Origin of the sequence: Halapricum sp. CBA1109 (genome assembly GCF_009741825.1) — an archaeon.
In the GTDB taxonomy this organism is placed as follows: Archaea; Halobacteriota; Halobacteria; order Halobacteriales; family Haloarculaceae; genus Halapricum.
In genome coordinates, this window is record NZ_WPCA01000028.1 from 1 (window position 1) to 24,170 (window position 24,170).

General features: G+C 66.9%; 19 protein-coding genes and 3 pseudogenes. 10 read left to right on the forward strand and 12 right to left on the reverse strand.

All coding sequences use genetic code 11. The features are described 5' to 3' along the window. Nucleotides 1–352 precede the first annotated feature (352 nt). The gene (locus GJ629_RS04965; protein WP_157512021.1) at nt 353–1,912 is read left to right on the forward strand and encodes a (R)-citramalate synthase; all 1,560 of its coding nucleotides are present in this window, start codon (nt 353–355) and stop codon (nt 1,910–1,912) included. Between the two features lie 202 nt (nt 1,913–2,114). Here the strand turns inward: GJ629_RS04965 and GJ629_RS04970 are convergent, their stop codons facing one another. The 4 genes from GJ629_RS04970 to GJ629_RS04985 all read right to left on the reverse strand — a co-directional run bounded on the left by GJ629_RS04970 (nt 2,115) and on the right by GJ629_RS04985 (nt 7,403). After that, nucleotides 2,115–3,068 (reverse strand): segregation/condensation protein A, encoded by a 954-nt coding sequence (locus tag GJ629_RS04970; RefSeq protein WP_157512022.1) that lies wholly within the window; start codon nt 3,066–3,068, stop codon nt 2,115–2,117. A 119-nt stretch (nt 3,069–3,187) separates the two neighbouring features. Next, nucleotides 3,188–6,760 carry a chromosome segregation protein SMC gene (gene smc / locus GJ629_RS04975; RefSeq protein ID WP_157512023.1) on the reverse strand — a complete coding sequence of 1,191 codons (3,573 nt, stop codon included), beginning with the start codon at nt 6,758–6,760 and terminating at the stop codon, nt 3,188–3,190. A gap of 39 nt (nt 6,761–6,799) precedes the next feature. Beyond that, nucleotides 6,800–7,072 carry a bZIP transcription factor gene (locus GJ629_RS04980; protein ID WP_157512024.1) on the reverse strand — a complete coding sequence of 91 codons (273 nt, stop codon included), beginning with the start codon at nt 7,070–7,072 and terminating at the stop codon, nt 6,800–6,802. An 88-nt stretch (nt 7,073–7,160) separates the two neighbouring features. Then, nucleotides 7,161–7,403, reverse strand: coding sequence for a hypothetical protein (locus tag GJ629_RS04985; RefSeq protein WP_157512025.1), 243 nt, complete (start codon nt 7,401–7,403; stop codon nt 7,161–7,163). Nucleotides 7,404–7,497: 94 nt separating this feature from the next. Between GJ629_RS04985 and gatB the strand changes: the two genes are divergently transcribed. After that, a complete protein-coding gene (gatB, locus tag GJ629_RS04990; RefSeq protein ID WP_157512026.1) occupies nt 7,498–9,012 on the forward strand; it encodes an Asp-tRNA(Asn)/Glu-tRNA(Gln) amidotransferase subunit GatB in 1,515 nt (504 codons plus the stop codon). A gap of 550 nt (nt 9,013–9,562) precedes the next feature. Here gatB and GJ629_RS04995 read toward each other — a convergent pair. Next, nucleotides 9,563–10,183 (reverse strand): VOC family protein, encoded by a 621-nt coding sequence (locus GJ629_RS04995; RefSeq protein WP_157512027.1) that lies wholly within the window; start codon nt 10,181–10,183, stop codon nt 9,563–9,565. A 205-nt stretch (nt 10,184–10,388) separates the two neighbouring features. Here GJ629_RS04995 and GJ629_RS05000 point away from each other — a divergent pair, with 205 nt between their 5' ends. From GJ629_RS05000 to GJ629_RS16055, 3 genes are all read left to right on the forward strand, one after another. Further along, nucleotides 10,389–12,869 (forward strand): DNA topoisomerase I, encoded by a 2,481-nt coding sequence (locus GJ629_RS05000; protein ID WP_370515791.1) that lies wholly within the window; start codon nt 10,389–10,391, stop codon nt 12,867–12,869. Between the two features lie 31 nt (nt 12,870–12,900). Next, nucleotides 12,901–13,281 (forward strand): hypothetical protein, encoded by a 381-nt coding sequence (locus GJ629_RS05005; RefSeq protein ID WP_231754494.1) that lies wholly within the window; start codon nt 12,901–12,903, stop codon nt 13,279–13,281. A gap of 170 nt (nt 13,282–13,451) precedes the next feature. After that, complete coding sequence (locus GJ629_RS16055; protein ID WP_197428440.1) at nt 13,452–13,595, forward strand: hypothetical protein; 144 nt, start codon at nt 13,452–13,454, stop codon at nt 13,593–13,595. Between the two features lie 3 nt (nt 13,596–13,598). Here the strand turns inward: GJ629_RS16055 and GJ629_RS05010 are convergent, their stop codons facing one another. Further along, nucleotides 13,599–14,243: a hypothetical protein gene (locus GJ629_RS05010; RefSeq protein ID WP_231754495.1), complete on the reverse strand. Its 645-nt coding sequence runs from the start codon at nt 14,241–14,243 to the stop codon at nt 13,599–13,601. A 76-nt stretch (nt 14,244–14,319) separates the two neighbouring features. Here GJ629_RS05010 and GJ629_RS05015 point away from each other — a divergent pair, with 76 nt between their 5' ends. Together GJ629_RS05015 and GJ629_RS05020 are read left to right on the forward strand one after the other, a co-directional pair. Beyond that, nucleotides 14,320–15,090: an SDR family NAD(P)-dependent oxidoreductase gene (locus GJ629_RS05015; protein WP_157512028.1), complete on the forward strand. Its 771-nt coding sequence runs from the start codon at nt 14,320–14,322 to the stop codon at nt 15,088–15,090. A gap of 42 nt (nt 15,091–15,132) precedes the next feature. Then, a pseudogene (locus tag GJ629_RS05020) lies at nt 15,133–16,139 on the forward strand (TIGR04024 family LLM class F420-dependent oxidoreductase). 263 nt (nt 16,140–16,402) lie between these two features. On the opposite strand, the gene GJ629_RS05025 reads toward GJ629_RS05020, so the two are convergent. From GJ629_RS05025 to GJ629_RS05035, 3 genes are read right to left on the reverse strand one after another with little or no spacing between them, the layout of a single operon-like run. Then, entirely contained in the window at nt 16,403–17,107 is a 705-nt protein-coding gene (locus tag GJ629_RS05025) for a 6-hydroxymethylpterin diphosphokinase MptE-like protein (protein WP_157512029.1), read from the reverse strand. After that, nucleotides 17,107–18,288, reverse strand: a complete 1,182-nt coding sequence (gene folP, locus GJ629_RS05030) for a dihydropteroate synthase (protein ID WP_157512030.1) — start codon at nt 18,286–18,288, stop codon at nt 17,107–17,109. Before folP ends, GJ629_RS05025 begins: the two co-directional genes overlap by 1 nt. Nucleotides 18,289–18,330: 42 nt before the next feature. Continuing rightward, on the reverse strand, nt 18,331–19,266 hold the full coding sequence (locus GJ629_RS05035; RefSeq protein ID WP_157512031.1) for a hypothetical protein: 936 nt from the start codon (nt 19,264–19,266) through the stop codon (nt 18,331–18,333). 93 nt (nt 19,267–19,359) lie between these two features. On the opposite strand from GJ629_RS05035, the pseudogene GJ629_RS16880 reads away from it, so the two are divergent. The 3 genes and pseudogenes from GJ629_RS16880 (at nt 19,360) to GJ629_RS05050 (ending at nt 21,033) form a co-directional block, all read left to right on the forward strand. Further along, nucleotides 19,360–19,886: pseudogene (locus GJ629_RS16880) on the forward strand (hypothetical protein). After that, nucleotides 19,883–20,596: an RNA methyltransferase gene (locus GJ629_RS05045; protein WP_157512033.1), complete on the forward strand. Its 714-nt coding sequence runs from the start codon at nt 19,883–19,885 to the stop codon at nt 20,594–20,596. The pseudogene GJ629_RS16880 and the gene GJ629_RS05045 overlap by 4 nt, the downstream one beginning before the upstream one ends. 38 nt (nt 20,597–20,634) lie before the next feature. Beyond that, nucleotides 20,635–21,033 carry a hypothetical protein gene (locus GJ629_RS05050; RefSeq protein WP_157512034.1) on the forward strand — a complete coding sequence of 133 codons (399 nt, stop codon included), beginning with the start codon at nt 20,635–20,637 and terminating at the stop codon, nt 21,031–21,033. On the opposite strand, the gene GJ629_RS05055 is transcribed toward GJ629_RS05050, so the two are convergent. The 3 genes and pseudogenes from GJ629_RS05055 to gatE form a co-directional block, all read right to left on the reverse strand. After that, a complete protein-coding gene (locus GJ629_RS05055; protein ID WP_157512035.1) occupies nt 20,969–22,441 on the reverse strand; it encodes a hypothetical protein in 1,473 nt (490 codons plus the stop codon). The genes GJ629_RS05050 and GJ629_RS05055 overlap by 65 nt on opposite strands. 40 nt (nt 22,442–22,481) lie before the next feature. Beyond that, nucleotides 22,482–22,901, reverse strand: coding sequence for a hypothetical protein (locus GJ629_RS05060; RefSeq protein ID WP_157512036.1), 420 nt, complete (start codon nt 22,899–22,901; stop codon nt 22,482–22,484). Further along, nucleotides 22,901–24,170, reverse strand: a pseudogene (gene gatE / locus GJ629_RS05065) (Glu-tRNA(Gln) amidotransferase subunit GatE); the annotation flags it as partial. The pseudogene gatE and the gene GJ629_RS05060, both read right to left, overlap by 1 nt.

The following is a 24,170-nucleotide window of genomic DNA, read 5'->3' on the forward strand; positions in this document are numbered from 1 at the left end:
CAGCGAGACCGGTCCACCACTCGATATTCAAAAAAAACACCGCGCAAAGAGCTGGTTTCTGCCGTTCGGTTTACTGGACCCTGGTGGATTGAAAGGGCGAGGCCAGTTCCGGGAACCCCGGGGGAAGCAAGCACTGGACCGAGCGAAGCGAGGGAAGCGCACAGCAGAGCCGCGGGACCGGAACTGGCTGAGGGCTTTCTATTGATTTTCCATCTTATCTGAACATCATACGGTCCGAACCCGTCACTTTGATGCTTGCCGGTCCCATACCGGACGACCACGATGTCGGATTCCAACGACACGGAGGATAGAGGAAGTCGCCACACGGCGGCTGGCCGTGAAATTCTACCGCATGACTGACGGATCCGGCGACCGAGCGGGGCTGTTTGGCACCAGCCTCGGACCGACGCCGGACGGCACACTTCGGGACGTACAGTTTCTCGATACCACGCTACGCGACGGCGAGCAAGCGCCGGGTGTCTCGCTGACGCCCGACGAGAAGGCGCGCATCGCCCGTGCGCTGGACGACGCCGCAATCGATGTCATCGAGGCCGGCAGCGCCTGCACCGGCCCGGGCGAGCGCGAAACCATCTCGAAGGTCGCCGACCTGAGTCTGGACGCGACGGTGACCAGTTTCGCCCGCGGCGTCGAGCACGATATCGACCTCGCGCTCGACTGTGGCGTCGACGGCATCAACCTCGTCGTCCCCGCCAGCGACCAGCATATCGAGGACAAAGTCGGTACGAGCCACGACGAGAACGTACAGAGCACCCGCGAACTCGTCGCCTACGCCAAAGACCACGGCCTGTGGGTCGAGGTCATCGGCGAGGACGGCTCCCGGGCCGACCTCGAGTACCTCGAAGAGCTGATGGCCGCCTCCTTCGAGGCCGGTGCCGACCGGGTCTGTTACGCCGACACCGTCGGGCACGCGACCCCCGACCGGACCATCGAGGCCGTCGGCCGCCTTGCCGAACTCGGCCCGACCAGCACCCACACCCACGACGACCTCGGGCTTGCAGTCACGAACGTGATGGCCTCGCTCGCGGCCGGCGCGGATATGGTCCACGGGACTATCAACGGCATCGGCGAACGGGCCGGCAACGTCGCCCTAGAGGAGGTCGCCATCGCACTCGACCACGGCTACGGCATCGAGACGATGGACCTCTCGAAGGTGTACGACCTCGCGCAACTGATCGCCACCGCGACGGGAATCCCGCTGGCCCCGAACAAGGCCGTCGTCGGCGAGAACGCCTTCACCCACGAGAGCGGTATCCACACCGATGGGACGCTCAAAGACGACTCGATGTACGAGCCCTATCCGCCGGAGAAGGTGGGCCGCGAGCGCCGTCTTGCGCTGGGCAAACACGCCGGGCGCGCCGGCGTGAAAGCCGCATTGGACGAACACGGCGTCGACGTCGACGAGGACGACCTCAAGGAGGTCGTCGCCCGCGTCAAGGAGATCGGCGAGCGAGGCAAGCGCGTCACCGACGCGGACCTGTTGACCATCGCCGAGGAGGTCCAGGGCCGCGAGCGCGAGCGCCGCGTCGAACTGCTCGAACTCACCGCCGTCTCCGGATCCGCGGTCCCGACCGCAAGCGTCCGGCTGGAAGTCGACGGCGAGGAACGCGAGGAGGCCGCCACCGGGACCGGCCCCGTCGACGCCGCGATGGAGGCCGCCGAGGCCGCGCTGAGCCACACCGCCGACGCGCAACTGGAGTCCTACCACGTCGACGCCATCACCGGCGGGACGGACGCACTCGTCACCGTCGAGGTAGAGATGTCACGCGGCGACCACAGCGTCACCGTCAGTGCGAGCGACGCCGACATCACCCACGCCTCCGTTGAGGCGATGGTCGACGCGATGGACCGCCTCGTCGCCGACGACGACGCCACCGTCATCGCCGACGACTGACTCACTCCCGCTTTTTCCGCACGCGCCCGTCCTCGTGGACGAACTCCAGCACCCGATAGTACCCACTGTCCGTTCGCCGTTCGAGTTGCCGCAGCCGACTCCGTACTCGTGGGGATGTCACGCCTAGTCTATCGTTATAGTTCGTGAAAGACTTTGCGTTGATACTGTGTGGCACAGTCCCGAGACTGCGGAGATCGGCGCGTCAGTCGTCGTCGGCCGCGGCGGTCCCGTCGGCGGCGTCCCTCTCGGCGACGGCCTCGCCGTCGGGGTCTTGGATCCAGAGGTCGCCGAAACACTCGTCCTGTCGGAGACGGACTTCCCCGCGGTGGGCCAGAAACAGTAGACCGAGGAACGTTTCGACACGGGAGCCACCGGCGGTGGCTACCTCACGGTACAGCACCTCCGCGCGGCCCTCGTGGTAGTGTTCCTGCACTGCGGCCTCGACGTCGGCGATGATGCCGTCGATGTTCTCGGCGTGGGCCGTGCCGGTCACGTCCGCCGCGGTCGGTTCGTCGTCCATCCGCAGGTCGTCGCCCGAGCGGTAATCCAGTTCTTGGGTCCCGCGGCCGTAGCCGCTGGGTGAGCCGCTGGTGTCGTACTCCCGGGACTCTTTCCACCACGAGCCCCGCTCGGCGTCCCGGAGTTCGTGGACCAACTCGTCCAGCGTCTGGGGCATCCCGCGGGCCCGTTTCCGGTCGAGCCGCCGGTCCATCTCCGCCTCTAGCTGGTCGAAGGGGTCTATCTCTAACTCCTCGTCGCCGAGGGGTTCTTCCCACGGTTCGCGGGCCTCCGTAGCTTCCTCGTCGGGCTCGTCCTCGCCGAGCATCGCGTCGCTTTTCATCCGGATCAGGACGCTCGCGTAGAACAGCGCCCGCCCGGAGCTCCGCAGGTCGGCCTCGTCCACCCGGTCGAGGAACTTGTCGGTCACGACGACCACGTCGATGTCCCACGGGTCTATCTCGCCGTCCTCGGCGAGTTGCACCAACACCTCGACCGGTTCGACGTCGTCGTCCTCGCCGGGGCCGTCGGGTCCGCTCGGCCCGCCGCCCTCGCCGCCGAGGACGCTCGTCCCGCCGTCCGGGAGGCTCCGCTCGTCGTCCTCGCGCGAGCGCTCCTCGTGGCCGGTGATGTCCAGCGGAATGTCGTCGTCAGTCATGCGACCCTCCCGACGGCTTCGCCCCGTCTTGCGGGTCGCGGTGCTCGTGGTTCTTCGCTCGCGGGTCGCTGTGCTCCCCGCTCGCGTTCCCGTGGTTCTTCGCTTCGCTCAGAACCACTCTAGTCATCAGCCGGAACACCCCCAGCACTCAGGTCGATGCCGGTCACGGCCGAGACGTTGTCCTCCTGCATCATAACGCCGATGGCCCGCTCGGAGCGTTCGAGCATCGCCGAGCGGTGGGAGACGACGACGAACTGCGCCTCGCCGGCCAGTTCGTCCACCATCTCCCCGACGAGGTCGGCGTTGGCGGCGTCGAGGAACGCGTCCACCTCGTCCAGCGCGTAGAACGGCGCGGGGTTGTGCCGCTGGATGGCGAAGATAAACGCCAGCGCCGTCAGTGACTTCTCGCCGCCGGACATCGCCGCCAGCCGCTGGATGGGCTTATCGCCCGGCTGGGCCTTCATAGTCAGGCCGCCGTCGAAGGGATCGTCCTCGTCTTCGAGGTGGAGGTGACCCGTCCCGTTCGAGAGCTTCTCGAATATCTCTTGGAAGTTCTCGTCGATGGCGTCGAAGGCGTCCATAAACGTCTCTTTTTTCCTGGCCTCGTAGCTCTCGATCCGGTCGCGGATCCCCTCGGCCTCCTCGACCAGCGTCTCGCGTTTGTCCTCCAACTCCTCGAGGTCGGCCTCGACCTCGTCGTACTCCTCGATGGCGAGCATGTTCACCGGCTCCAACTCCTCCATCTCCGATTCGAGGCGTTCGATCTCGGCCTCGACGGTCTCGTGGTCGGGCACGTCCTCGGGGTCGTACTCCCCGACCGCCGACTCCAGTTCGTCTATCTCCCACTCCAGCCGTTCGACGGTCTCAGCGAAGTCGTCCAGTTTCCCCTGGACGCGCTCGACTTTCTCCCGCTGGTCGTCGCGCTCGGATTTGGCCGCCTGTAGGTCATCCCGGAGGTCGGTCCGATCGGCTTTCAACTCGGCGAGTTCGGACTCCAGTTCCTCGACGGCCGCCTGTTTGTCGCCCAGTTTGGCCTCCTGTTCGTCGATGGCATCCTCGAACTCCGCGATCCGTTCCTCCTGTTTGGCCTTGCGGTTCTGTGCCTGCTCTATCGTGTCGTGGAGGTCCTCGATGGCGTCCTCGGCGTACTGTTTCTCCAGTTCGAGCTCGTTTCGCTCGGCGTCGACGTCGTCGATTTGGGCCTCAAGGTCGGCTATCTCCTCGCGGATCGACTCGGCCTCGTCGGTCAGTTCCGGGAGCTGTGAGTCCTCTATCTCGGCTTCGAGGTCGGCTATCTCGGCTTCGAGGTCGGCTATCTCCGCATCGGCGTCCTCGATCTCGCCCTCTATCTCGTCCATCCGGTCGGAGACCTCCTCGCGTTCTTCCTCGATATCGTCGAGTTCGGATTCGAGTTCCTCGATTTCGGCCTCGACCTCGGCCCGTTCGTCCTCGCGGGCCTCGATCGTCGACTCGATGTCCCGGACCTGCTCGGCCGCGTCGCTGCGTCGCTCGCGGGCGTCGTCAAGGCGGTCCTCGACGTCGCTGATCTCACTGCGGACCGTCTGGCGCTTGTCCTCAAGTTCGTTGATCCGCTGGGCGACCCGTTCGAGTTTCCCCTCGCTGCCGGCAAAGGAGTACCGCGATCCCGAGGAGGAACCCCCGGTCATCGCGCCGCTCTTCTCGACGAGGTCACCCTCTAACGTCACCATCCGGAAGTCGCCCATGAACTCGCGGGCGGTCGCCATGTCCTCGACGACCAGCGTGTCGCCGAGGACGTACGCGAACACCTCCGCGTACTCGCTGTCGAAGTCGACGAGGTTGTACGCGAAGTCGACGACGCCATCGTGGGTCGGCAGCGACGGCAGCGACCGCCGGTGCATCTCGGTGATCGGCAGGAACGTCGCCCGCCCGGCGTTGCGGGACTTGAGGTACTCGATGCACTCCTGACCGACGCTGTCGTCGTCGACGACGACGTTGGCCATCCGGCCGCCGGCCGCCGTCTCGCAGGCGGTGGCGTACTCGCCGGCGACGCTCCCGAGTTGGGCGACCGTCCCGTGGACGCCCTCCTTCCCGGCGTTGAGCACCGTCGTCACCGCGCGGCCGTAGGAGCTGTCGCCGGAGTCGTCTGCCTTGGCCTCGAGGGTTGCGTACTCCTGCTGTTTGGCCGATATCTCGTCTTCGAGGTCGGCCAGCCGGTCCTGCAGGGTGGATTTCTCCTCGGTGAGGTCCTCAACCACCTCGGCGATGGTCGCGCGGTTCTCTTTGGCCTTGCGCAACTCCTCCTCGAGGTCGGCTATCTCGTCGTCTATCTCCGGGAGCCGAGCCTCGGCGTCCTCGATTGCCTGCTCGGTCTCGCGCTGTTCGTTCGAGCGCCGCCGGGCCTCGTCCAGCAGTCGGTCCTGCTCGCGCTGGCGGTCGTTCTTCTCGCTTTTGGCCGCTTCGAGCGCTTCTTTCTTCGATTCGAGCTGTTCGCGGACCTCGTCGAACTCGTCGCCGATTGCGTCGATCTCTTTCTCGACGGCCTCCAGTTCGGCCTCTTTCTCCTGGACCTCGGCCTTCAGCGAGGACTTGCGGACCTTCGCCTCGCGGATGTCGCTCTCTAGGTCGTCGATGGTCTCCTGTTTGCGGTCGATCTTGACGAAGGCGTCCCGGCGCTCGCTCTCGGCGTCTTCCAGTGTCGACTCGGCGGCGTCGATCTTGTCTTCTAACCGGGATATCTCGCCTTTGATCTCCTCTATCTCGCGTTTGAGCGCCAACTGCTCGTCCTCGCCTTTCCGCTCTATCTCCTCGTTGAGGGCTTTCAGTTCGTCCTCCAATCTGACGACTTTCCCCTCGCGCTCGTCGAGTTCGGCCTGTAGCTGCTCGCGGCGCTGTTCGGCGTCCTCGACTTTCGTTTCGGCTGCGTCCAGTTCCTCCCGTTTGTCCTCTAGTTCCGCGGCCTTCCGGTAGGACTCGTACTCCGATTTCTCGTCTTTGAGGTCCTGATACTGGAGGGCCGTCTCCCGCTCTTCGGAGAGTTGGTCGAGGCGGGTCTGTTTCTCCTCGATCCGGAGGTCGGCCTCCTCGATGCGGTCCTCGACGACGTCCAGTTCCTCGAAGGCGTCCTCCTTCTTGGCGTCGAACTCCGAGACGCCGGCTATCTCGTCGATTATCTCCCGCCGGGAGCCGGCAGTCATGTTGATTATCTCGGTCACGTCGCCCTGCATAACGACGTTGTACCCCTCGGGCGTGATGCCGGCCTGTGCCAGCAGGTCTTGGATGTCCGAGAGGTTCACCGAGCGGTCGTTGATGTAGTAATACGAGTAGTAGTTGTCCTCGGTCTCTTTGACCCGGCGCTTGATCGATATCTCGTCACAGTCGCCGACCTTGTCCGTGCCGGCGGCGTTGACGACCTGCGGGCGCTCTACCGTGCGGTCGCTGTTGTCGAGTATCACCTCGACGATCGCCTGTCGCTCGCCGGAGACGTCGGTCTCGGCGTCGGCGTGGCCGGGGTTGTAGATCAGATCGGTCAGTTTCTCGGCGCGGATGCCGGAGGTTCGGGCCAGTCCGAGCGCGAACAGCACCGCGTCGATGATGTTCGACTTGCCCGAGCCGTTCGGGCCGCTGATCGTGGTGAAATCCTCGTAGAACGGGATCCGCGTCTTCCGTCCGAAGCTCTTGAAGTTGTCCAGTACGAGCTCTTTGATGTGCATAGTGGTCAGCGGCTCCCCGCGCCACGCCGCCCGATGGCGTCACGCGATGATGATGTCCGAGTCGGTCTCCGTCTCCTCTTCGTCAGTCTCCTCGGTTGCCTCGGTGTTATGATTGTCGGCTGGCTCCGTCTCCGGCGCGCTCTCGGTCGGTTCGTCGACGTCGTCCGGGGCAAACCCGGTGTCGTCGTCGACGGCGCTCTCCAGTTCCCGGATCCGGACCTTACACTCGACCAGTTCGTCGGTCAGCCCGTCGACCGTCGCCTGCAACTGGTTGACCTGTTCTTCGAGTTCGTCCACTCGGTTCCCGCACATACAGTATAGGGGCCGCTCCGCCCGGATAAACCTACGTCAGACAATGACACTGTTTCTGACATACGGCTGACCCCGACCAGCGTCCGGGTCAGTTGTTCGGGTCGGCCGTCTCGACGTCCTCGGCCACGTCTTGGCCGGTCGGGTCGCTGAAGTCGACGGGCCGGAGGTAAAACAGGTAGAACAGGCTGATACCGGTCGTGTATCCGAGGACGTAGACGACGTCGCCGACGTTCTCGTAGCCGAGGTCGACGAGCGCGAAGTTGATCATCCCGGGGACGACGACCATCGCGGCCAGCAGTAGCCCGCCGGTGACCAGTTTCGAACGGTCCATTATCCCTAGGTGTGGGCCACAGCGACTTGTGCCCTCCGCTCGGGCGGTCGGCGACAGCGTTAGTCTTTAGCCCTCCCCTACCGAATCGCCGACAATGACTGCCCAAGCCGCCGAGTCCCGCGATCTCACCGTCGTCATCGGACTGGAGGTCCACGTCCAGATCGAGACGGACACGAAGATCTTCTGTGGCTGTTCGACTGACGGCGCCGAGGAACCGAACACCCGGACCTGCCCGGTGTGTCTCGGTCTCCCCGGTGCGCTCCCGGTGCTCAACGAGGGCGCTGTTGAGGCAGCCGTCAAGGTCGGGAAGGCAATCGACGCCGACATCCCCGAGGAGACCACTTTCCACCGGAAGAACTACTACTACCCAGACCTGCCTAAGAACTTCCAGATCACCCAGTACGACGCGCCGATCTGTCAGGACGGTGCCTTGGAGTTCTCCCACGAGAGCGACAGCCGAACTGTCGGGATCCGGCGCGCCCACCTCGAGGAGGACCCCGGGTCGATCAAGCATGTCCGGGAGGGAACCGAGTCTCTAGAGGCCCGGACCTGCTCTATCGACCGCGCGGACTACACGCTGGTCGACTACAACCGCGCCGGCACGCCACTGATGGAAATCGTCACCCGGCCGGACTTCCGGGACCCGGCGGAGGTCCGGGCGTTCTTAGAGAAACTGGAGGAAGTCCTCGAATACCTCGGCGTCTTCGACCCGACCCGGGACGGGAGCCTCCGCATCGACGCGAACCTCTCGCTGGTCGACAGCGACGATGTCGACGACGACGGCGCCATCGACGAGTCGGTACTGGAAGACGCAAACCGGACGGAGGTCAAGAACATCTCCAGCCACAAGGGGGCCGAGCAGGCGCTCTCCTTCGAGGCCTCCCGCCAGAAGAAACTCCTCCAGTCCGGACGGGAAGTCCAACAGGAGACCCGCCACTTCAACGAGACCCACGGTAACACCGTCGGGATGCGCTCGAAAGAAGAGGAGAAAGACTACCGCTACTTCCGGGAGGCGGACCTCCCGCCGCTACAGGTCAGCGACTGGAAGCAGTCCATCGACATCCCCGAACTCCCCGACGCCCGCCGGGACCGCTTCGGCGAGGAGTACGGCCTCAGCGAGGAGGCCGCCTCGAAGCTCACCTCGACCAAACAGGTCGCGGACTTCTACGAGGAGTTGGCCGCCGAGTACGACGCCGACCTCGTGGCGACGTGGGTCGCGGACAACCTGCTTGGCGAACTGAACTACCGCGATATGGCCATCACCGACATCGAGGGCCGACTGGACGAGGTGGCGACGCTCGTCGGGATGGTCGCCGACGACGATATCACGGCCAAGAACGCCCGTGAGACGGTGCTTCGCGGGATGCTCGACGAGGGTGACGACCCCGAGACCATCGCCGACCGCGAGGACCTCGGCAAGACATCCGGGGACGCCGTCCAGAGCGCCGTCGAGGCGGCCATCGAGGAGAACCCCGACGCCGTTTCGGACTTCCACGACGGCGACGGCGGCGCGATCAACTTCCTCGTCGGACAGGTTATGCAGAAGACCGGCGGGAGCGCCGATCCGGGCGAGGTAAACGGTCTCCTGCGCGAGGAATTAGAGGGCTAGCATACGCCGAACGCAGTGCACCGGGAGAGCAGGCTCTCCCGAGCCCCCACTCGCTCCGCTCGTGAGGGAGGCGTTTCACTCGGCCGAACGCAGCTCTGACGAGGTTGCCGTCGTGTACTCTGTCGACTACTGCTGACGAGCGAAGCGAGTCAGCAGGTGTTTTTCGCCACGTTTTTGCAAGGAGCGGTGGCTGAGCGAAGCGAAGCCACCCGACGCAGTAAAAAAGTGGCAGACTGGCGGAAGGGCCGACCCGGGCGAGGTAAACGGCCTCCTGCGTGCGGAACTGGATGGGTAGCGGCGGAAGAGTGTATCGACGTCGAAACGAGGCCGCTCGCAGCCAGCAGACGGGACCCGACGATCAGTGTGACTCCCGACGCCAGCGCCGCCGCTTCGCTTTATTTATCCCGTGTCGACGCGGAAAACGAACCGATGGCAGATATCGTCACCGTGGCGGGCGGGTTGCTCGTCACGATGCTCGCGGTCGGGGGTATCGCGTATCTCGCGCTCGGGGGCGATCTCGATTTCGAGTGGGAGACCGAACAGCCGTAGGTCACTGGGCGTCGCCGACGCCGCTGGGGGCGTCACCGAGGTCGACCGGGTCGACCGGCAGGTCGAGCGATTCCAGCGCCGCTTCGAGGTGCCGGTCCTCGGCGTGGTCGGCCCCGTCTCGCTCGCGGATCTCCTGTGTCTTCGCCAGTACCTCGGCGCGCCGGTCGTCCGGGATGGCGTAGGCGTCGGTCGCCAGTTCGATCAACATCCCGTTGTGATCACGCGTGTACAGCGACCGGAAGATGCCGCGGTCGAAGTCGTTGAACTGCCGGCCTGCCTCGGCCAGCGCCTCCCGAACCGCGTCGAACCGCTCGGGGTCGACCCGTACCGAGAGGTGGTGGACGCTGCCGACCTCCCCGCCGACCGGTTGGGGGTCCGACTCACGGTCGGCGACGAAGAACGTCAGGATCCGGCCGTCGCCGGTGTCGAAAAACAGGTGTGTCGAGGCGGGGTCGTCCAAGTTCGGCTGACGCAACACGAGCGACATTCCGAGGAGGTCGCGGTAGAACGCCACCGTGTCAGCCTCGTTGCTCCCGATGAGCGTGATGTGGTCGACACCGGTCGTGTGTATCGGCGCGTCCGGGCGGTCCGCGGTCACCGGAACCTCCTCGGGGTCGGGCATACCCCACTCTGGGGACGCCGCGCCCATAGAGGTTTGGCGGCGACGCCGTGGAACTATATACCACACCATAGTCGTTCACGCACGAGCGCACACGCCCGTGAGCGCGCCTTGTCCCGCCGCAGTCCTTCGATTCTCGGCGAAAGACTAATGAGCGGGTGACTGCGTAGAGGCCCTCAATGAGCTCTCTCGTTCGGGGTGGTCGGCCGTGCAGTTGATCATCACCGAGAAGGACAACGCGGCGCGACGTATCGCGGACATCCTCAGCGACGGCGGTGCCGACGCCGAGCGACGCAACGGCGTCAACGTCTACAAGTGGGGTGGCAAGCGCTGTATCGGCCTTTCGGGCCACGTCGTCGGCGTCGACTTCCCGCCGGAGTACAGCGACTGGCGCGACGTCGAGCCCTCGGAGTTGACCGACGCCGACATCGTCAAATCGCCCACGAAGGAAAATATCGTCGCGGCACTCCGAAGCCTCGCCCGCGAGGCCGACGAGGCGGTCATCGCGACGGACTACGACCGCGAGGGCGAACTCATCGGCAAGGAGGCCTACGAGTTGATCCGGGAGACGACGGACGTACCCATCCAGCGGGTCCGGTTCTCCTCTATCACCGACAACGAGGTCAGGGAAGCCTTCGCCAACCCCGACGAGTTGGACTTCGACCTGGCGGCGGCGGGGGAGGCCAGACAGGTCATCGACCTCATCTGGGGGGCGGCGCTGACGCGCTTTCTTTCGCTATCGGCCCGGCAACTCGGCGACGACTTCATCTCCGTGGGTCGGGTCCAGTCGCCGACGCTAAAACTGATCGTCGACCGCGAGCGCGAGATAGAGGCCTTCGACCCCGAGGACTACTGGGAGATTCAGGCGTTGCTCGGCAAGGCAGACACGACCTTCGAGGCCCAGTACTTCTACGACGACGACGGCAGCGAGGCCGAGCGCATTTGGTCCGAGGGAGACGCACAGGACGCCTTCGACCACCTCGACGCACAGTCGACGGCGACCGTCGCCTCGGTTCGCCGCCGCACCCGGACGGACGCGCCGCCGGCCCCGTTCAACACGACGGCGTTCATCCAAGCCGCGGGGTCGCTCGGGTACTCCGCCCAGCGGGCGATGTCCATCGCCGAGGAACTGTACACCGAGGGGTACGTCACGTACCCGCGGACAGACAACACAGTCTATCCCGACGACCTCGACCCTGAGGCGTTGCTCGATGCCTTCGTGGGCACGAGTCCCTTCGACGAGGACGCGATGGCGTTGCTCGAACAGGACGAGGTCGAACCGACCCGCGGGGACACCGAGTCGACCGACCACCCGCCGATCCATCCGACCGGGGAGTTCCCCGACCGGAACAAACTGGACGACGACGCGTGGGATGTCTACGAACTGATCGTCCGTCGGTTCTTTGCGACGGTCGCCGAGGCGGCCACGTGGGAGCACCTCCGGGTCGTCGCCGAAACCGACGCGGCGCGTCTGAAGGCCAACGGTAAACGCCTACTGGAACCGGGCTACCACGAGGTGTACCCCTACTCCAGCGCCAGCGAGAACTTCGTCCCCGACGTCGAGGAGGGCGAGGAACTGGCCATCGAGGACGTCGAACTCGAAGCCAAACAGACCCAGCCACCGCGGCGCTACGGCCAGTCGCGCCTCATCAGCAAGATGGAGTCGGCCGGCATCGGGACCAAGAGCACCCGACACAACATCATCCAGAAACTGTACGACCGCGGGTACGTCGACGGCGACCCGCCACAACCGACGGCGCTGGCGAAGGCCGTCGTCGAGGCGGCCGAGGAGTTCGCCGACCAGATAGTCAGCGAGGAGATGACCGTCGAACTGGAGGAGGATATGACGGCCATCGCCGAGGGCGAGGCGACCTTGGACGAGGTCACCGCGGAGTCACGCGAGATGCTCGACCGGGTGTTCGAGGAACTCCGGAATTCGAGTGAGGCGGTCGGCGAACACCTCCAGGAGTCGCTGAAGGCCGACCGGACCGTCGGTCCTTGCCCGGAGTGTGGCTCTGATCTGCTCGTCCGGCGCTCGCGCCACGGGTCGTACTTCATCGGCTGTGACGGCTACCCCGACTGCCAGTACACGCTGCCGTTGCCCTCCAGCGGTGAACCCCTCGTCCTCGACGACTACTGCGAGGACCACGACACCCACCACGTGAAGATGCTCGCCGGGAGCGACACCTTCGTCCACGGCTGTCCGCGCTGTCAGGCCGAGGCCGCCGACGAGAGCGAGGACGAGGTCATCGGCGACTGTCCCGAGTGTGGCGACACCGAGGGCGGGGAACTGGCTATCAAACACCTCCGCTCGGGGTCGCGGCTCGTCGGGTGTACCCGCTATCCCGACTGTGACTACTCGCTGCCGCTCCCCCGGCGGGGCGACATCGAGGTCCAAGACGAGCGCTGTGACGAACACGACCTGCCCCACGTCCACGTCGTCGACGGCGACGACCCGTGGGAACTGGGCTGTCCCATCTGCAACTACGAGGAGTATCAGGCCAGAAACGCCGTCGAGACCCTCGACGACTTAGACGGCGTCGGGGCCAAGACCGCCGAGAAACTCTCCGAGGCGGGCGTCGAGAGCCTCGCGGACCTCGCGACGGCCGAAGCCGACGACGTGGCCGCCGAGGTGCAGGGCGTCAGCGCCGACCAACTGCGGGAGTGGCAGGCCCAAGTCGACGCGTAACTTCTTGTCGGTGCCCGCCCACGGGCCGGATATGCTCAGACGCCTCCGGGAGAACGGCCCGGTCGTACTGGTGCCGCTGGCGTGGACGTTCGCTATCGCCGCTCACCGGGACCTGCTGGCGCTCCGGACGGTCCTGGTCGCACACCTCGTGATGGACAGTATCATCCTCGTGTTCACCGTCCTCTCGTGGCGCGATATGGACACGGGAATCCTGTTGACGTGGCGGCGGGTACTGGTCGCCGGGTTCGTACTCACCGTCGCGGGGACCGTCGGTCTGGTGACCGACCCGCGACCGACATCCTCCTCGCGGGGACCGTCGCCGGGTGGCTGGCGATTCCCGCGGCGGGACTGCTCGACACGGGCCGACGCATCGACCGTCTCCCGGCCGTCTACCTCGTCGGCGGTGTCCTGAGCGCGCTTGGGGCCGTCGGGTACGTCCTCGCCGTCGCCGGCGGCGCGCCACTGGCGGTGACGGCGGCGCTGGCCGTCGGTGGTGCGGGACAGACCGCCGGTATCGTCGCCGCCGTCGTCGCGTACTGACGCCACAAATAATATGTCCTCGGGCGGTCACTCGGCGCGTGTATGATCGACGCCGAGTTCGAGGTGTGTACGGACTGTGGAATCGTCCACATGGAAGGCGAACCGGCACCACACGACGTCTCGGAGTGTGCGCAGTGTGGCGGTTACCTCGAAGAGATCGAACCGGGCGACCTCGTCGGTCTCTGACGCTCAGATACCGTACGGGTCGTAGTCGGGGCGGCTGTCCTCGCCCCGAGGGAGGTCGTACTCCTCCCGGTAGCGGTCGGCCAGTTCCCGCCCAGCCTCGCCGAACACCAGCGCCACACCGTAGGGTTTCGTGTACCGATCCGCGTCCGGCGGGTCGGCGTCGACGAAGACGACTTCGGCCGCCGGGCCGTCGATGATCGGCGGCGACTGAAACAACTCCTCTAGGGGCAACAGCCCGGTCAGGACGTTCGGGACGAACGCCCCGCGGGGCAGCGTTTCCCGTGGCTGGATGGCGCAGACGCCGACCGGTTCCTCCTCGCCGAGTGCCACGAACCGGGGCTGGGTGTCGCCTTCGTGCCAGTGTGTCCTCGCCGCCTCCGGCATCGGTTCGTCCACGACGAAGTCGGTCGTAACGCCGCCGCAGGGCTCGTGGTCCTCGATCCGCCACGGCTCGTCGTCGTCGGTCGGGTCCCCCGACAGCGTCGCCTCGATCAGGTCGCCGGTCCGGAGAGCGTCGACGGCGTCTTGGTCCGCGTAGCCCGACTGGTAGACGGTGTACAGCGTGTCGGTCTCGGCGTCCCGGAGGTTGATGTGCGGGACAGCCCCGAAGACGCGATAGACTCTGAATCGGCCCGTCGTGGTACTCACGTGACCGCCTTCGGCGCCGAGGCACCTGAACTCGTCGCCCGTGGATTTATAGCGTCTCCCTGCGGGTGACACACTCATGCACGATCAGTTCGGACTGGACGGCGACGCCGCCATCGTCACGGGGGCCTCCCGCGGTATCGGTCGAACGGTCGCCGAGCGATTCGCCGACGAGGGCGTCGACGTGACAATCTGCTCGCGCGACGACGAGGAGATAACCGAGGCGGCGACGGCCATCGACGAGGCGTACGACGGCGCGTGTCAGGGCGTGGCCTGTGACGTTCGGGACCGCGAGACGGTCGAAGCGATGGTCGCGGCGACCACCGAGGCCTACGGCGGCGTCGACTATCTGGTGAACAACGCGGGGGCGAGTTTCGTCGCCGGGTTCGACGACATCTCGGCCAACGGGTTGGACAGCGTCGTCGGCGTCAACCTCCACGGGACGGTCAACTGTACGCAGGCCGCGAGCGACGCTCTCCGGGAGGGCGGCGGTGCGGTCGTCAACGTCGCCAGCCACGCTGGCCAGCAGGGTGCACCGTATATGAGCCACTACGCCGCCGCCAAGGCCGCCGTCATCAACCTCACGACGACACTCGGCTACGAGTGGGCCGGCGACGACGTCCGCGTCAACTGCGTCGCGCCGGGGTACGTCGCCACGCCCGGCCTCGAAACGCAGATGGGCATCTCCGCCGAGGCAGTCGACCGCGACACCGCCGACCGGACCGTCGGTGTCGAGGCCGAAGTCGCCGACGCGATACAGTTCCTCGCGAGCCGCGCCGCGTCCTTCCTGACCGGCGAGACGGTCCCACTGAAGGGCAAACCCCAGATAGAGGACACGCCCGAGGTGTGACCGCCGGTACAACTTTGCCCCAGTGGTCCGTTTGAATCGACTATGACAGACTCGGTCGAGCGTGACATCTACCTTCCGGTGGCGGCACAGCCCAGCATCGAGACGTTCGCGGCCTTCGCCGAACGGGCCGAACGGCAGGGGTACGAACGGGTGTGGTGTCCCGAGACGTGGGGGCGGGACGCCGTGACCATCCTGTCGGCCATCGCCGAGCGAACCGACCGCATCGGCGTCGGGTCCTCGATACTGAACGTCTACTCGCGGTCGCCGGCGCTTTTGGGCCAGACGGCGGCGACGCTGCAGGAACTCTCCGAGGGGCGCTTCCGGATGGGGCTCGGTCCGTCCGGGCCTATCCTCGTCGAGGGGTGGCACGGCACCGAGTTCGAGTCGCCGTTGCGATTTACCCGCGAGACGATAGAGATAGTCAAGACGGTTGTGGCGGGCGAGCCACTGGAGTACGACGGCTCGATCCACCAGCTATCGGGGTTCCGGCTCCGGTTCGACCCGCCGGATCCGGCCCCGCCTATCGACGCCGGCGGGATGAGTCCCAAGTCCGTCGAACTCGCAGGGCGGTTCGCCGACGGCTGGCACGCCCTGATGTTGCGCCCGATGGCCTCCGGGACCGTCTGGAGGACTTCGACCGCGGCTGTGACCTCGGTGACCGTGACCGCTCGGACCAGCGCGTCACCCTTTCGCTCCCCTGTATGGCGCTTTCAGACGGCGAACGCGCGCGTGATCTGGTGCGCAACCACATCGCCTTCTACGTCGGCGGGATGGGCACCTTCTACCGCGAGGCGCTGGAACGACAGGGGTTCGAGGAGACAGCCCAGACCGTCGCCGCCGAGTGGGCAAACCGGAACAAGGCGGCCGCCGAGGACGCCATCGGCGAGGAGTTGCTGGACTCGCTGTCGGCCGCCGGGACGCCCGACCACGTCCGCGAGCAGTTCGAACGCTTCGCCGATATCGACGGTATCGACGCCGTCAACGTCTCGTTCCCGCGGGCAGCGGAACCCGAGGAGATCGAGGAAACGATCGATCTGCTCGCCCCGTAGATACATTCTCACGACGGAATCATTCTGTCGAACTCCCGGAGTATATTTCAGCCTGCCACGGTTCAATATCCTTCGTGGGAACCACTCCCGTGACTCGGGAGGACACGTCCACACAACAGCTAAGTGCCAGCCCGTCGTCAGTACGGGATATGGCGAGTAAAGAAACCACGACAGCCGACCACCGGTGTACAATCTGCGGCCGGACGTTCGAGACGGCGGAGGCGCTGGACGACCACGTCAAGGACATCTGCGGCGACTGGTAGCTAGGCCACCGGTAGCGCGTCGGTGTCGAGGCTGTCGCGGTGGCCGTCGAGGACGGCGAAGCGGTCGCCACGACGGCGTTCGAGCCAGTAGAGCAGGCGTTTCGCCCACGCCAACTTTCGCTGTTTCTGCACGGGGACCGACGTGTCCTCGAACGCCCATCCGGGAAAGACGAGTTCGGCGGCCCCGCAGTGGTCGGCGAGAAACGCCGCCCGGTCGCCGTCGGTGAACCCGCCGGTGTTGTAGACGGGGCCGGTCGGCGCGGCTTGGGTCGTCGGGAGCACGTTCTCGACGCGGAACTGCGGGACGTACTCCCGGACGGCCATCGCGTTGTCACCGTGGGCGTGGACGGCGACCGGTGTTCCGAATTCGGCCAGTCTGACCGCGGTGTCGGGCGTCTTGTCGAGGTCGGTCACCATACAGTCCACGTCGATATCGGCCGCTCGGAGCCGTCTCGCGGCCGCCGAGGCGGCGACGACGGCGTCGGCGTCGGCGGCCATCGACGCCTCCGATTCGAGGCAGTCGGCCGCGCCCGCGACGGCGACGGTCTGTCCCGCGAAGTTCAGTCGGTCGGGCGTCGCCGGCGTCGCATCAGCGGCGTCGAGCAGGCCGGCCAGCAGGTCCCGGGCTCGTTCGTCACCGGCCCGGTCGAAGCCGAAGTCGGCCAGTATCGCCTCGTACACCGGCTCGAACGTCTCGAAGTCCATTATATCTCGTCGGCGACGGCCGACACCACGGGGCCGAGCGTGTCGTCGTCGGCGAGGTCACCTTCGAGTGCGGACAGCGCCGCCGGGGTCCCGACCAGCAGGTCCCCACTCTCGCCGCGACCCAGTGCGGCCCCGCAGGCCTCGGCGGCCGCCCCGAGACGCTGGCTGTCGGCCGCCGAGAGGCCCCGAACCTCGAAGACGTGGGTGACGGCGTCCTCGGCGACCGACGCGTCGGCCTCGATCCGTTCGAGGTGCCGACGGGCGTCGCCGACGGTCCGAACGTCCAGTTGCTCGACCCCGATGGCGTCCTCACGGCCCCGTTCGGGGGTGAAGGCGTCCCCGATGCGGGCCGCGTCCCGCGTCTCGGCCACGTCGTGGGTCCGAATCACGTGTGCGCCGCGCTCGATAGCCATCGACGTCGCCGCGAGGCTGACCGACAGCGCCTGCTCGGTGTCCCGGCCCGCGAGCGTCCGGAGGAAGGTCTTCCGGTTGATAGAGACGAGCATCGGTCGGCCGAGGCCGCGGAACTCCCGGAGCCGTCGGAACGCCTCGCGGTCGCCCTCGACGGTCTGGGCCTCGCTCCAGCGGCCGAACGCGGGGTCGATCATCGTCTTGTCGGTGAAGCCGTGCTGTTTCAGCGCCTCGTATACCTGATCGACGTAGTCGGCCGACTCGGCCCACTCGGGTGACTTCCGGGCCGCCCAGTCGGTCTCCTCTACGGCACCGGGCCGTGTCAGGTCCGGGGGGCTTGCCATCTTCGCGACGGCGGCGTCGTACTCCCGGCAGACGGCCGGCATCTCCGGGTCGGCGAAGCCGGCGATGTCGTTGACCATATCGAACCCGCGGTCCAGCGCGGCCTCGGCCACCTCGTGGTAGCGCGTCTCGATGGAGAAAATCGCGTCGCCGCTGACCGACTCGATGGTCTCGATAGCGGTGTCCAGACGGTCCAGTTCCTGTTCTGCCGAGAGGACGTCGAACTTCTTGTTCGCCGACTCCAGGCCGACGTCGACGATGTCCGCGCCCTCGCCGACGAGTTCCTCGTCGACGTACGCGGCGGCCTCGCCGGGGTCGTCGAAGACGCTCGGCTTGTACGGGGACTCCTCGCTGATGTTGAGGACGCCCATCAGCCGTGCCGGGTGGTCGTCACCGATCCCAAGCCCTGCCGCGTCGACGGTATGCATAGCTGTCCTCACGTGCGGCGTCGACAAAAGGAGCCGGTTCGGTCAGTTACCGGTCTGTTCGCGCGCCTCGTCGAGCCAACCGGGTTCCTCGACCGTCGTCGATCCGACGTCGGTGGTCCGGTAGGTGCTCTCGAAGTCGAACTCGTTGCCGTTCTGGTCGATGCCGGAGAACGACCACGACATCTCGCGGACGATGCCGTCGCCGTCGACGTAGGCGTCGACGGACACCGAGTCGATGGAGGTGGCGTTGGGCGCGAGTTGGCCGCCGGCCTGCTCGATAGCGTCGGCGTCACTGACCGAGTAGTGCGTGACGTCGACCCCGTCCCGGGTGTCCGAGCCTTCCTCCGTCCACGTCAGGTTCCCGGCACCGAACAGGAGCTGCTCCCCGCCGACGCCGGCGCTGGTGATGTTCACGGGCGTGACGTTCGAGCCGGCGTAGGGTTCGGTCCCGTAGAAGTACTGGGTCCCGAACGGCGACGACGAGCGCTGGAAGGTCTCCTCGCCGGCCGTGTAGCTCTCCGCGTTGATGTCGCCCAGTCGGCTCCCGATGGTCTGGTTGATGTACCCGCGGTCGCTGCCCTGGTCGATCATCACGTCGAGCTCGATACCGGTCGTGCTGTCTGTCCCGTTCTGGGTCGTCGTCGAGGTGATGTTGAGCGAGCTAGTGAACGAGCCGGCGTTCCGGAGCGCTTCCGTGTGGTCTGCCGTGACCGAGAGGCCGTCGCCCGCACTGTCGCTCCCGTCGTCGGCGTCACTGCCGTCGTCCGCTCCGTCGTCGGCGTCACTGCCGTCGTCCGCTCCGTCGTCGGTGCCGCCGTCGTCCATACCGTCCTCCATCGCGGTTGTCGTGTCGTCCGGTGCTTCGGTCGTCGCCCCCGGGGTGCTGTCGCCGCCGGAACTACAGCCGGCGAGGACGAGCATCACCGCGACTGCGAGAATCGCGGCGATCCGTGGGACCGATCGGGCGGTTTCTGCCATCGATACCGGGTTTCGCCGCACAACACTTAAATAGCACCATTGACACCGCTGCCGAACAGGCCGCTTTTACTCCGTGGTGGCCAACGGGCGCGTATGGCAAAAGTGAGTATCGGCCTCCGCGGCTGGCGGTTCGAGGAGTCGGTCGTCTTCGACGCCGACGGGACGATCAAGCCGCTGGCGAAGATGCCGCCCGAGGAGCGCCAGCGCATCGTCCGCCTGTCGACGCTGGTCGGTGAGCCCTGTGACGCCTGCTGGCTGATCCACGGCGAGGCAGACAGCGACCAGTGTAACGTCGCGCGGGCCATCTACGGCGAACCGATGGGCGAGGTGCTGCTCTGTGACGACCACGAGAGCGACTTCGTCTACTGGTTCCGGGAGGCCGGCGGCCGGGAGTACGCCGGCGAACAGGCCCTTCAGGATGCGTTCCACGAGTGGTTCGCCGACGGCGGCCGCGCCCCGGCGGACTACGGCACGGTCGACCACGTCGAGGAGGAACCCGACGCCATCCCCGACGCTCCCGACACCGCCCAGAGCATCCCCTCGCTAGAGGAGGAACTCGACGAGATGGACGACGAGGAGATCGAAGATCTCGCGTCGACCTGGACGATCTGGACCTATGATCAGCGTCGCCATCGTCGACGCCGAGACGCCGGGCAACGTCGGCACCATCGCCCGCGCGATGAAGAACTTCGGGCTGGAGGAGTTGCTGTTGGTCGACCCGCCGGAACTCGACCGCGACGGCGAGGCCTACGGCTTCGCCGGGCAGGCCCGCGAGGACATCCTCCCGAACGCCCGCGAGGTCGACTTCGAGTACCTCGTCGAGAATTACCACACCGTCGGGACCACGGCCATCACCAACGAGGACGCCCGGAGCCACGTCCGCTACCCCTTCCGGACGCCCCGGGAGATGGCCGACAGCCTCGACGGCGTCGCGGGCGACACCTGTCTGGTCTTCGGCCGCGAGCGGGTCGGCCTCACCAACGAGGAGATGGCGGCCTTGGACGAGGTGTGTTCGATCCCCGCAAGCGCCGATTACCCCGTGCTCAATCTCGGACAGGCCGCGACCATCGTCCTCTACGAGTTCCGGACGCTGACCGTCGAGGAGACCCAACTGCCCGACCCGACCCACGACCGCGCGCCCGACGACCAGATAGAGGGTCTCCACGAGCAGTTCGGGGCCTTCCTCGAAGCCATCGACCACCCCGAGGAGAAACGCGGGAAAGCACGGAGACTGTGGCGACGCCTGTTGGGGCGCGCCCACCCGACCGACCGCGAAGTGGTCACACTCCGGGGCATCTTCCGGCGCGCCCGCCAGCGGGCCGAACGATAGTGTCGTTTTAATATCGATCGGAAAAAATCGGGACAGCGATGCCATCCTACGAGGAACTCCGCTCGGTCGTCGTCGACTCGGCGTTCGACGAGTGGATCCGTTTCGGTCGGCTCGGCACGTGGACCTACCAGCAGGACGTCGCGTTACGACTCGTCCAGCAGGAACAACTCGGCCCCGCACAGGAGCCGTGGGCGACGCAGTTCCAGGCCCCGAGCACCCGGTACGGCTACGTCTTTTACTACGGCAACTCGCCCATCGAGTACCACACGGTCGTCGGACTGGACAACGACCGGGCGTTCGTCCCGGAGCCACAGCAGGCCCCCGACGGATCGCTGTCGATCACGCCCTACCAGCGCCTCGTCGGCGAGATAATCACCGGCGACCCCGGGAGCGTCGAGTCCTACTGCAACCGGGCCGGCATCGCCGTCTCTCAGTAACTCGCCCGGAGATACCCGTCGAGTTGCGCGGCCAGATCAGTGCGGTACGACCAGACCCCGTCGTAGCCGTCGGCCCCCTCCTCGGCGACGAGCATCCCCTCGGTCGCGGCGTCCTCGCCGCTCCGGTAACAGACGAACCACGTGCGGGCGAGTTCGCCGTCTTCGGCCGTGTGAACCGTCCAATCCCGGTCGGGGAGGTCCACGTCGGCGACGCCGTAGACGTGGACGTCGACCCCGGAATCGACGAGTCGCTCGTAGTTCCGCCGCGTCCGTCCGTCGTCCCACAACCGGGAGAGCTGTTGGAACCCGGCGTGGAGCGACCGCCGCGGGCGGCCAGCGCCTCGATGGTGTGGCTCGTCCGGACCAGAAACCGCCTGTCGGCACCGACGGCGTCGAACGTCGTCTGGTCGACGGCGTCGAGTAGCGGCGCCGTCGTGCCAGCCAGTTCTGGCTCGTCGTCGAGCGTGATCGCCGCGTCGATATCCGCGACGCTCGACGACGCCAGCAGGTCGTCCCCGCGGTGGAGCATCGCCACGTCCGTCGGGCTGGCGAACCCGAGGTCGGTCGTCCGGACGCCGACTTGCAGCGTCCGGAAGTGCGATTCGATGCGGTCGAGCGTCGCCTCGTCGCCGGTGTAGTTCCCGACAGTGAGCGTCGGCTGATCGGCCCTGACGTCGTCGATCAGCGCGCGCAGCGACGCGACCGGCGGGGACTCCGGCGACCGGTCCGGTACCGCCGCGGGACCGCTCGGACTGACGCGTGGGTCCGGCACCGACCCCCAGCCGCTGTCGACGCCGTCGAGGCCCTTGACCCGGAGGCGGTGGCCGTCCTCGTCCTCGCGGAGTTCGATGGCCCCGTCGGCGAACGACCGGATCTGCCCCGCGACTTCGGTGTCCAGCGACTCGCTGTGTGCGAGCACCAGCGCCAGCGCGCCCGCCTCTTTGGTCCGCTGGCCGAACACGTGGAGGTACCGCAGGACACGCTCCGGATCGCTGTACAGCAGCATCGTCGACAGCGAGAGGAGGCCGACCCGGATGCCATCTACCTCCCCGGCGGTCGCCATCCGCTCCAGTTGTCTCGACAGCCCCATCCCGATGCCGGTCAGATCCGTCGGCGACCCGGCCATCTCCGTCGGGACGCCCGCGACCCCGTCCTCGGCGTTGCCCGACCCGTCGACGTAGCCCAGCGGTACCGTCGCCGACGGGTCCCGTCGGAACCCCGCGAGGTCGTCGTCTATCTCCGCCGCCGTCCGGTCGGTCGAGACGACGACACACCCCTCGCCGCTGTCGACGCCGTGTGCGAGCAACCGGAGGAGCAGGGCCCGTTTTCCCACCATCGGCGGCCCCGTACAGAGAAAGACGCCCGCCGGAAGTGAGTCGACGGGCAGCAGGCCGCCTGTATCGTACATACCTCACCGTACTCCGCGGTCCGATACAAATGTGTCGCCGTCAGCCGCCACTCGCCCGCCGGCGCTCGGCCCGCACGTCCGCCAGCAGGTCCGAGAGGACGTGCCCGTAGAGGACGACGGCCGTCGTCAGCCCGAGATCAGGCGAGACGAGCCACGTCGCCGGCACCGCGAGGCCGACGACGACGGCGTGGCTCAACAGACGCTGTAGCTCCGAGAGGTCGCTCTCGCCGAAGATGGTTGACTGGTCGGCGAGGGTCGACGCCGGCGAGGCGAGGACGCCCCGGAGGGCTGACCAGTCGCCGGTGTTGTACCGCGCCCACAGGAAGTGATCGAAGTCGATGCCGACGCCGGCCGCCACGGCGTAACCGACGACGACCGCCGGGTGGACGAACTCGACGCCGGCGGCGACCAGCCCGATACCGATGGCGAACGATATCGCCCCGTGGGCTTTCGAGTACATCAGCTACGCTTTTGAATCTCCTCGCGCAGGACGCCGCTCACGAGGTCCCCGTCGGCCTTCCCCCGGAGCGCGCCCATACACTCGCCCATCAGCCCGGAGAACGCGCCCATCCCTTCGGTCTCGACCTGCTCGGCGTTGCGCTCGACGACTTCCACGACGGCCTCCCGGACCTCTTTCTCGGCGACGCCGCCGAGGTCCTCGGCCTCGACGGCCTCGGCGGCCGACAGCGAGGGGTCCTCGGCCAGTGCGGTCAGGAGATCCTCCAGTCCCTCGTTGGGGACCTCGCCGTCGTCGACCAGCGCTAGCGAGTCAGCGAGGTGGGCCTCAGTGAGGTTCTCGACCGGCACGTCGTCCCGGCGGAGTTCCGTCAGCGTCGACTCGAGCGTCGTCGCCGAAAGCGTCGGATCGACGCCGTCAGCGACGACTTCCTCGAACAGCGGCATGAACTGACCGTAGGCGACCTGTTCGGCCAGCCCAGCGTCCAGCCCGTACTCGGCCTCGTAGCGGTCGACCTTCTCGGTCAGTAGCTCCGGCGTCTCGACGGCCTCGGGGTCGGGGTCGACCGGCGGCACGTCCGTCTCGGGGTACATCCGCGCGGCACCGGGCAGCGGCCGCAGGTACCGCGAGGTGGCGTCGGGGTTGGCGTCGCGGGTCTCCTCGGGCACACCGTCGAGTGCCGTCTCGGCCCGTTCGGCGACGGCGTCGATGGCCAACTCGGCGGTCTCGTCGTCGTCGGCGACGATGGCGACGGCGTCTTCCGGGCCGGCGCGACCGCCTCCCGCAGGCCGCCACTTCCTCGTCGGTGACGCCGTAGGCCGGCAGTTCGTCGGTGTGGAAGATGCCGCCCGCGCCGTGGCGCTTGGCGTGGTCGGAGAACTCCGTTCCCAGCCGTCGGTCGGGCTGTATCTCCCGGCCGACGAGGCCGTCGAAGCCGTACAGCGGGACGGCACGGACCGTCCCGCCGCTGTCCAGCGCGCCGCCGATGACGCCGGAGTCGGTGCCCTCGAAGACGTCGCTGACGTCCGTCGGGTCGCCGACGCTCGCGTCGCGGTCGGTCAGTTCGTCGGCAATCTCCAGCAGTTCGGCCTGCCGGCGGACCTCGTTCTCGACGATGTCGTCGATGTCGTCGAGGCTCTGGACGCCCTTCAGTTCGATGCGTGCGCCCTCCGCGATGGAGACGTTGACGTCCTGTCGGATGGTGCCGAGGCCGCGTTTGACCTTCCCGGTCGAGCGCAGCAACATCCCGATGCGCTCGGCGGCCTCCCCGGG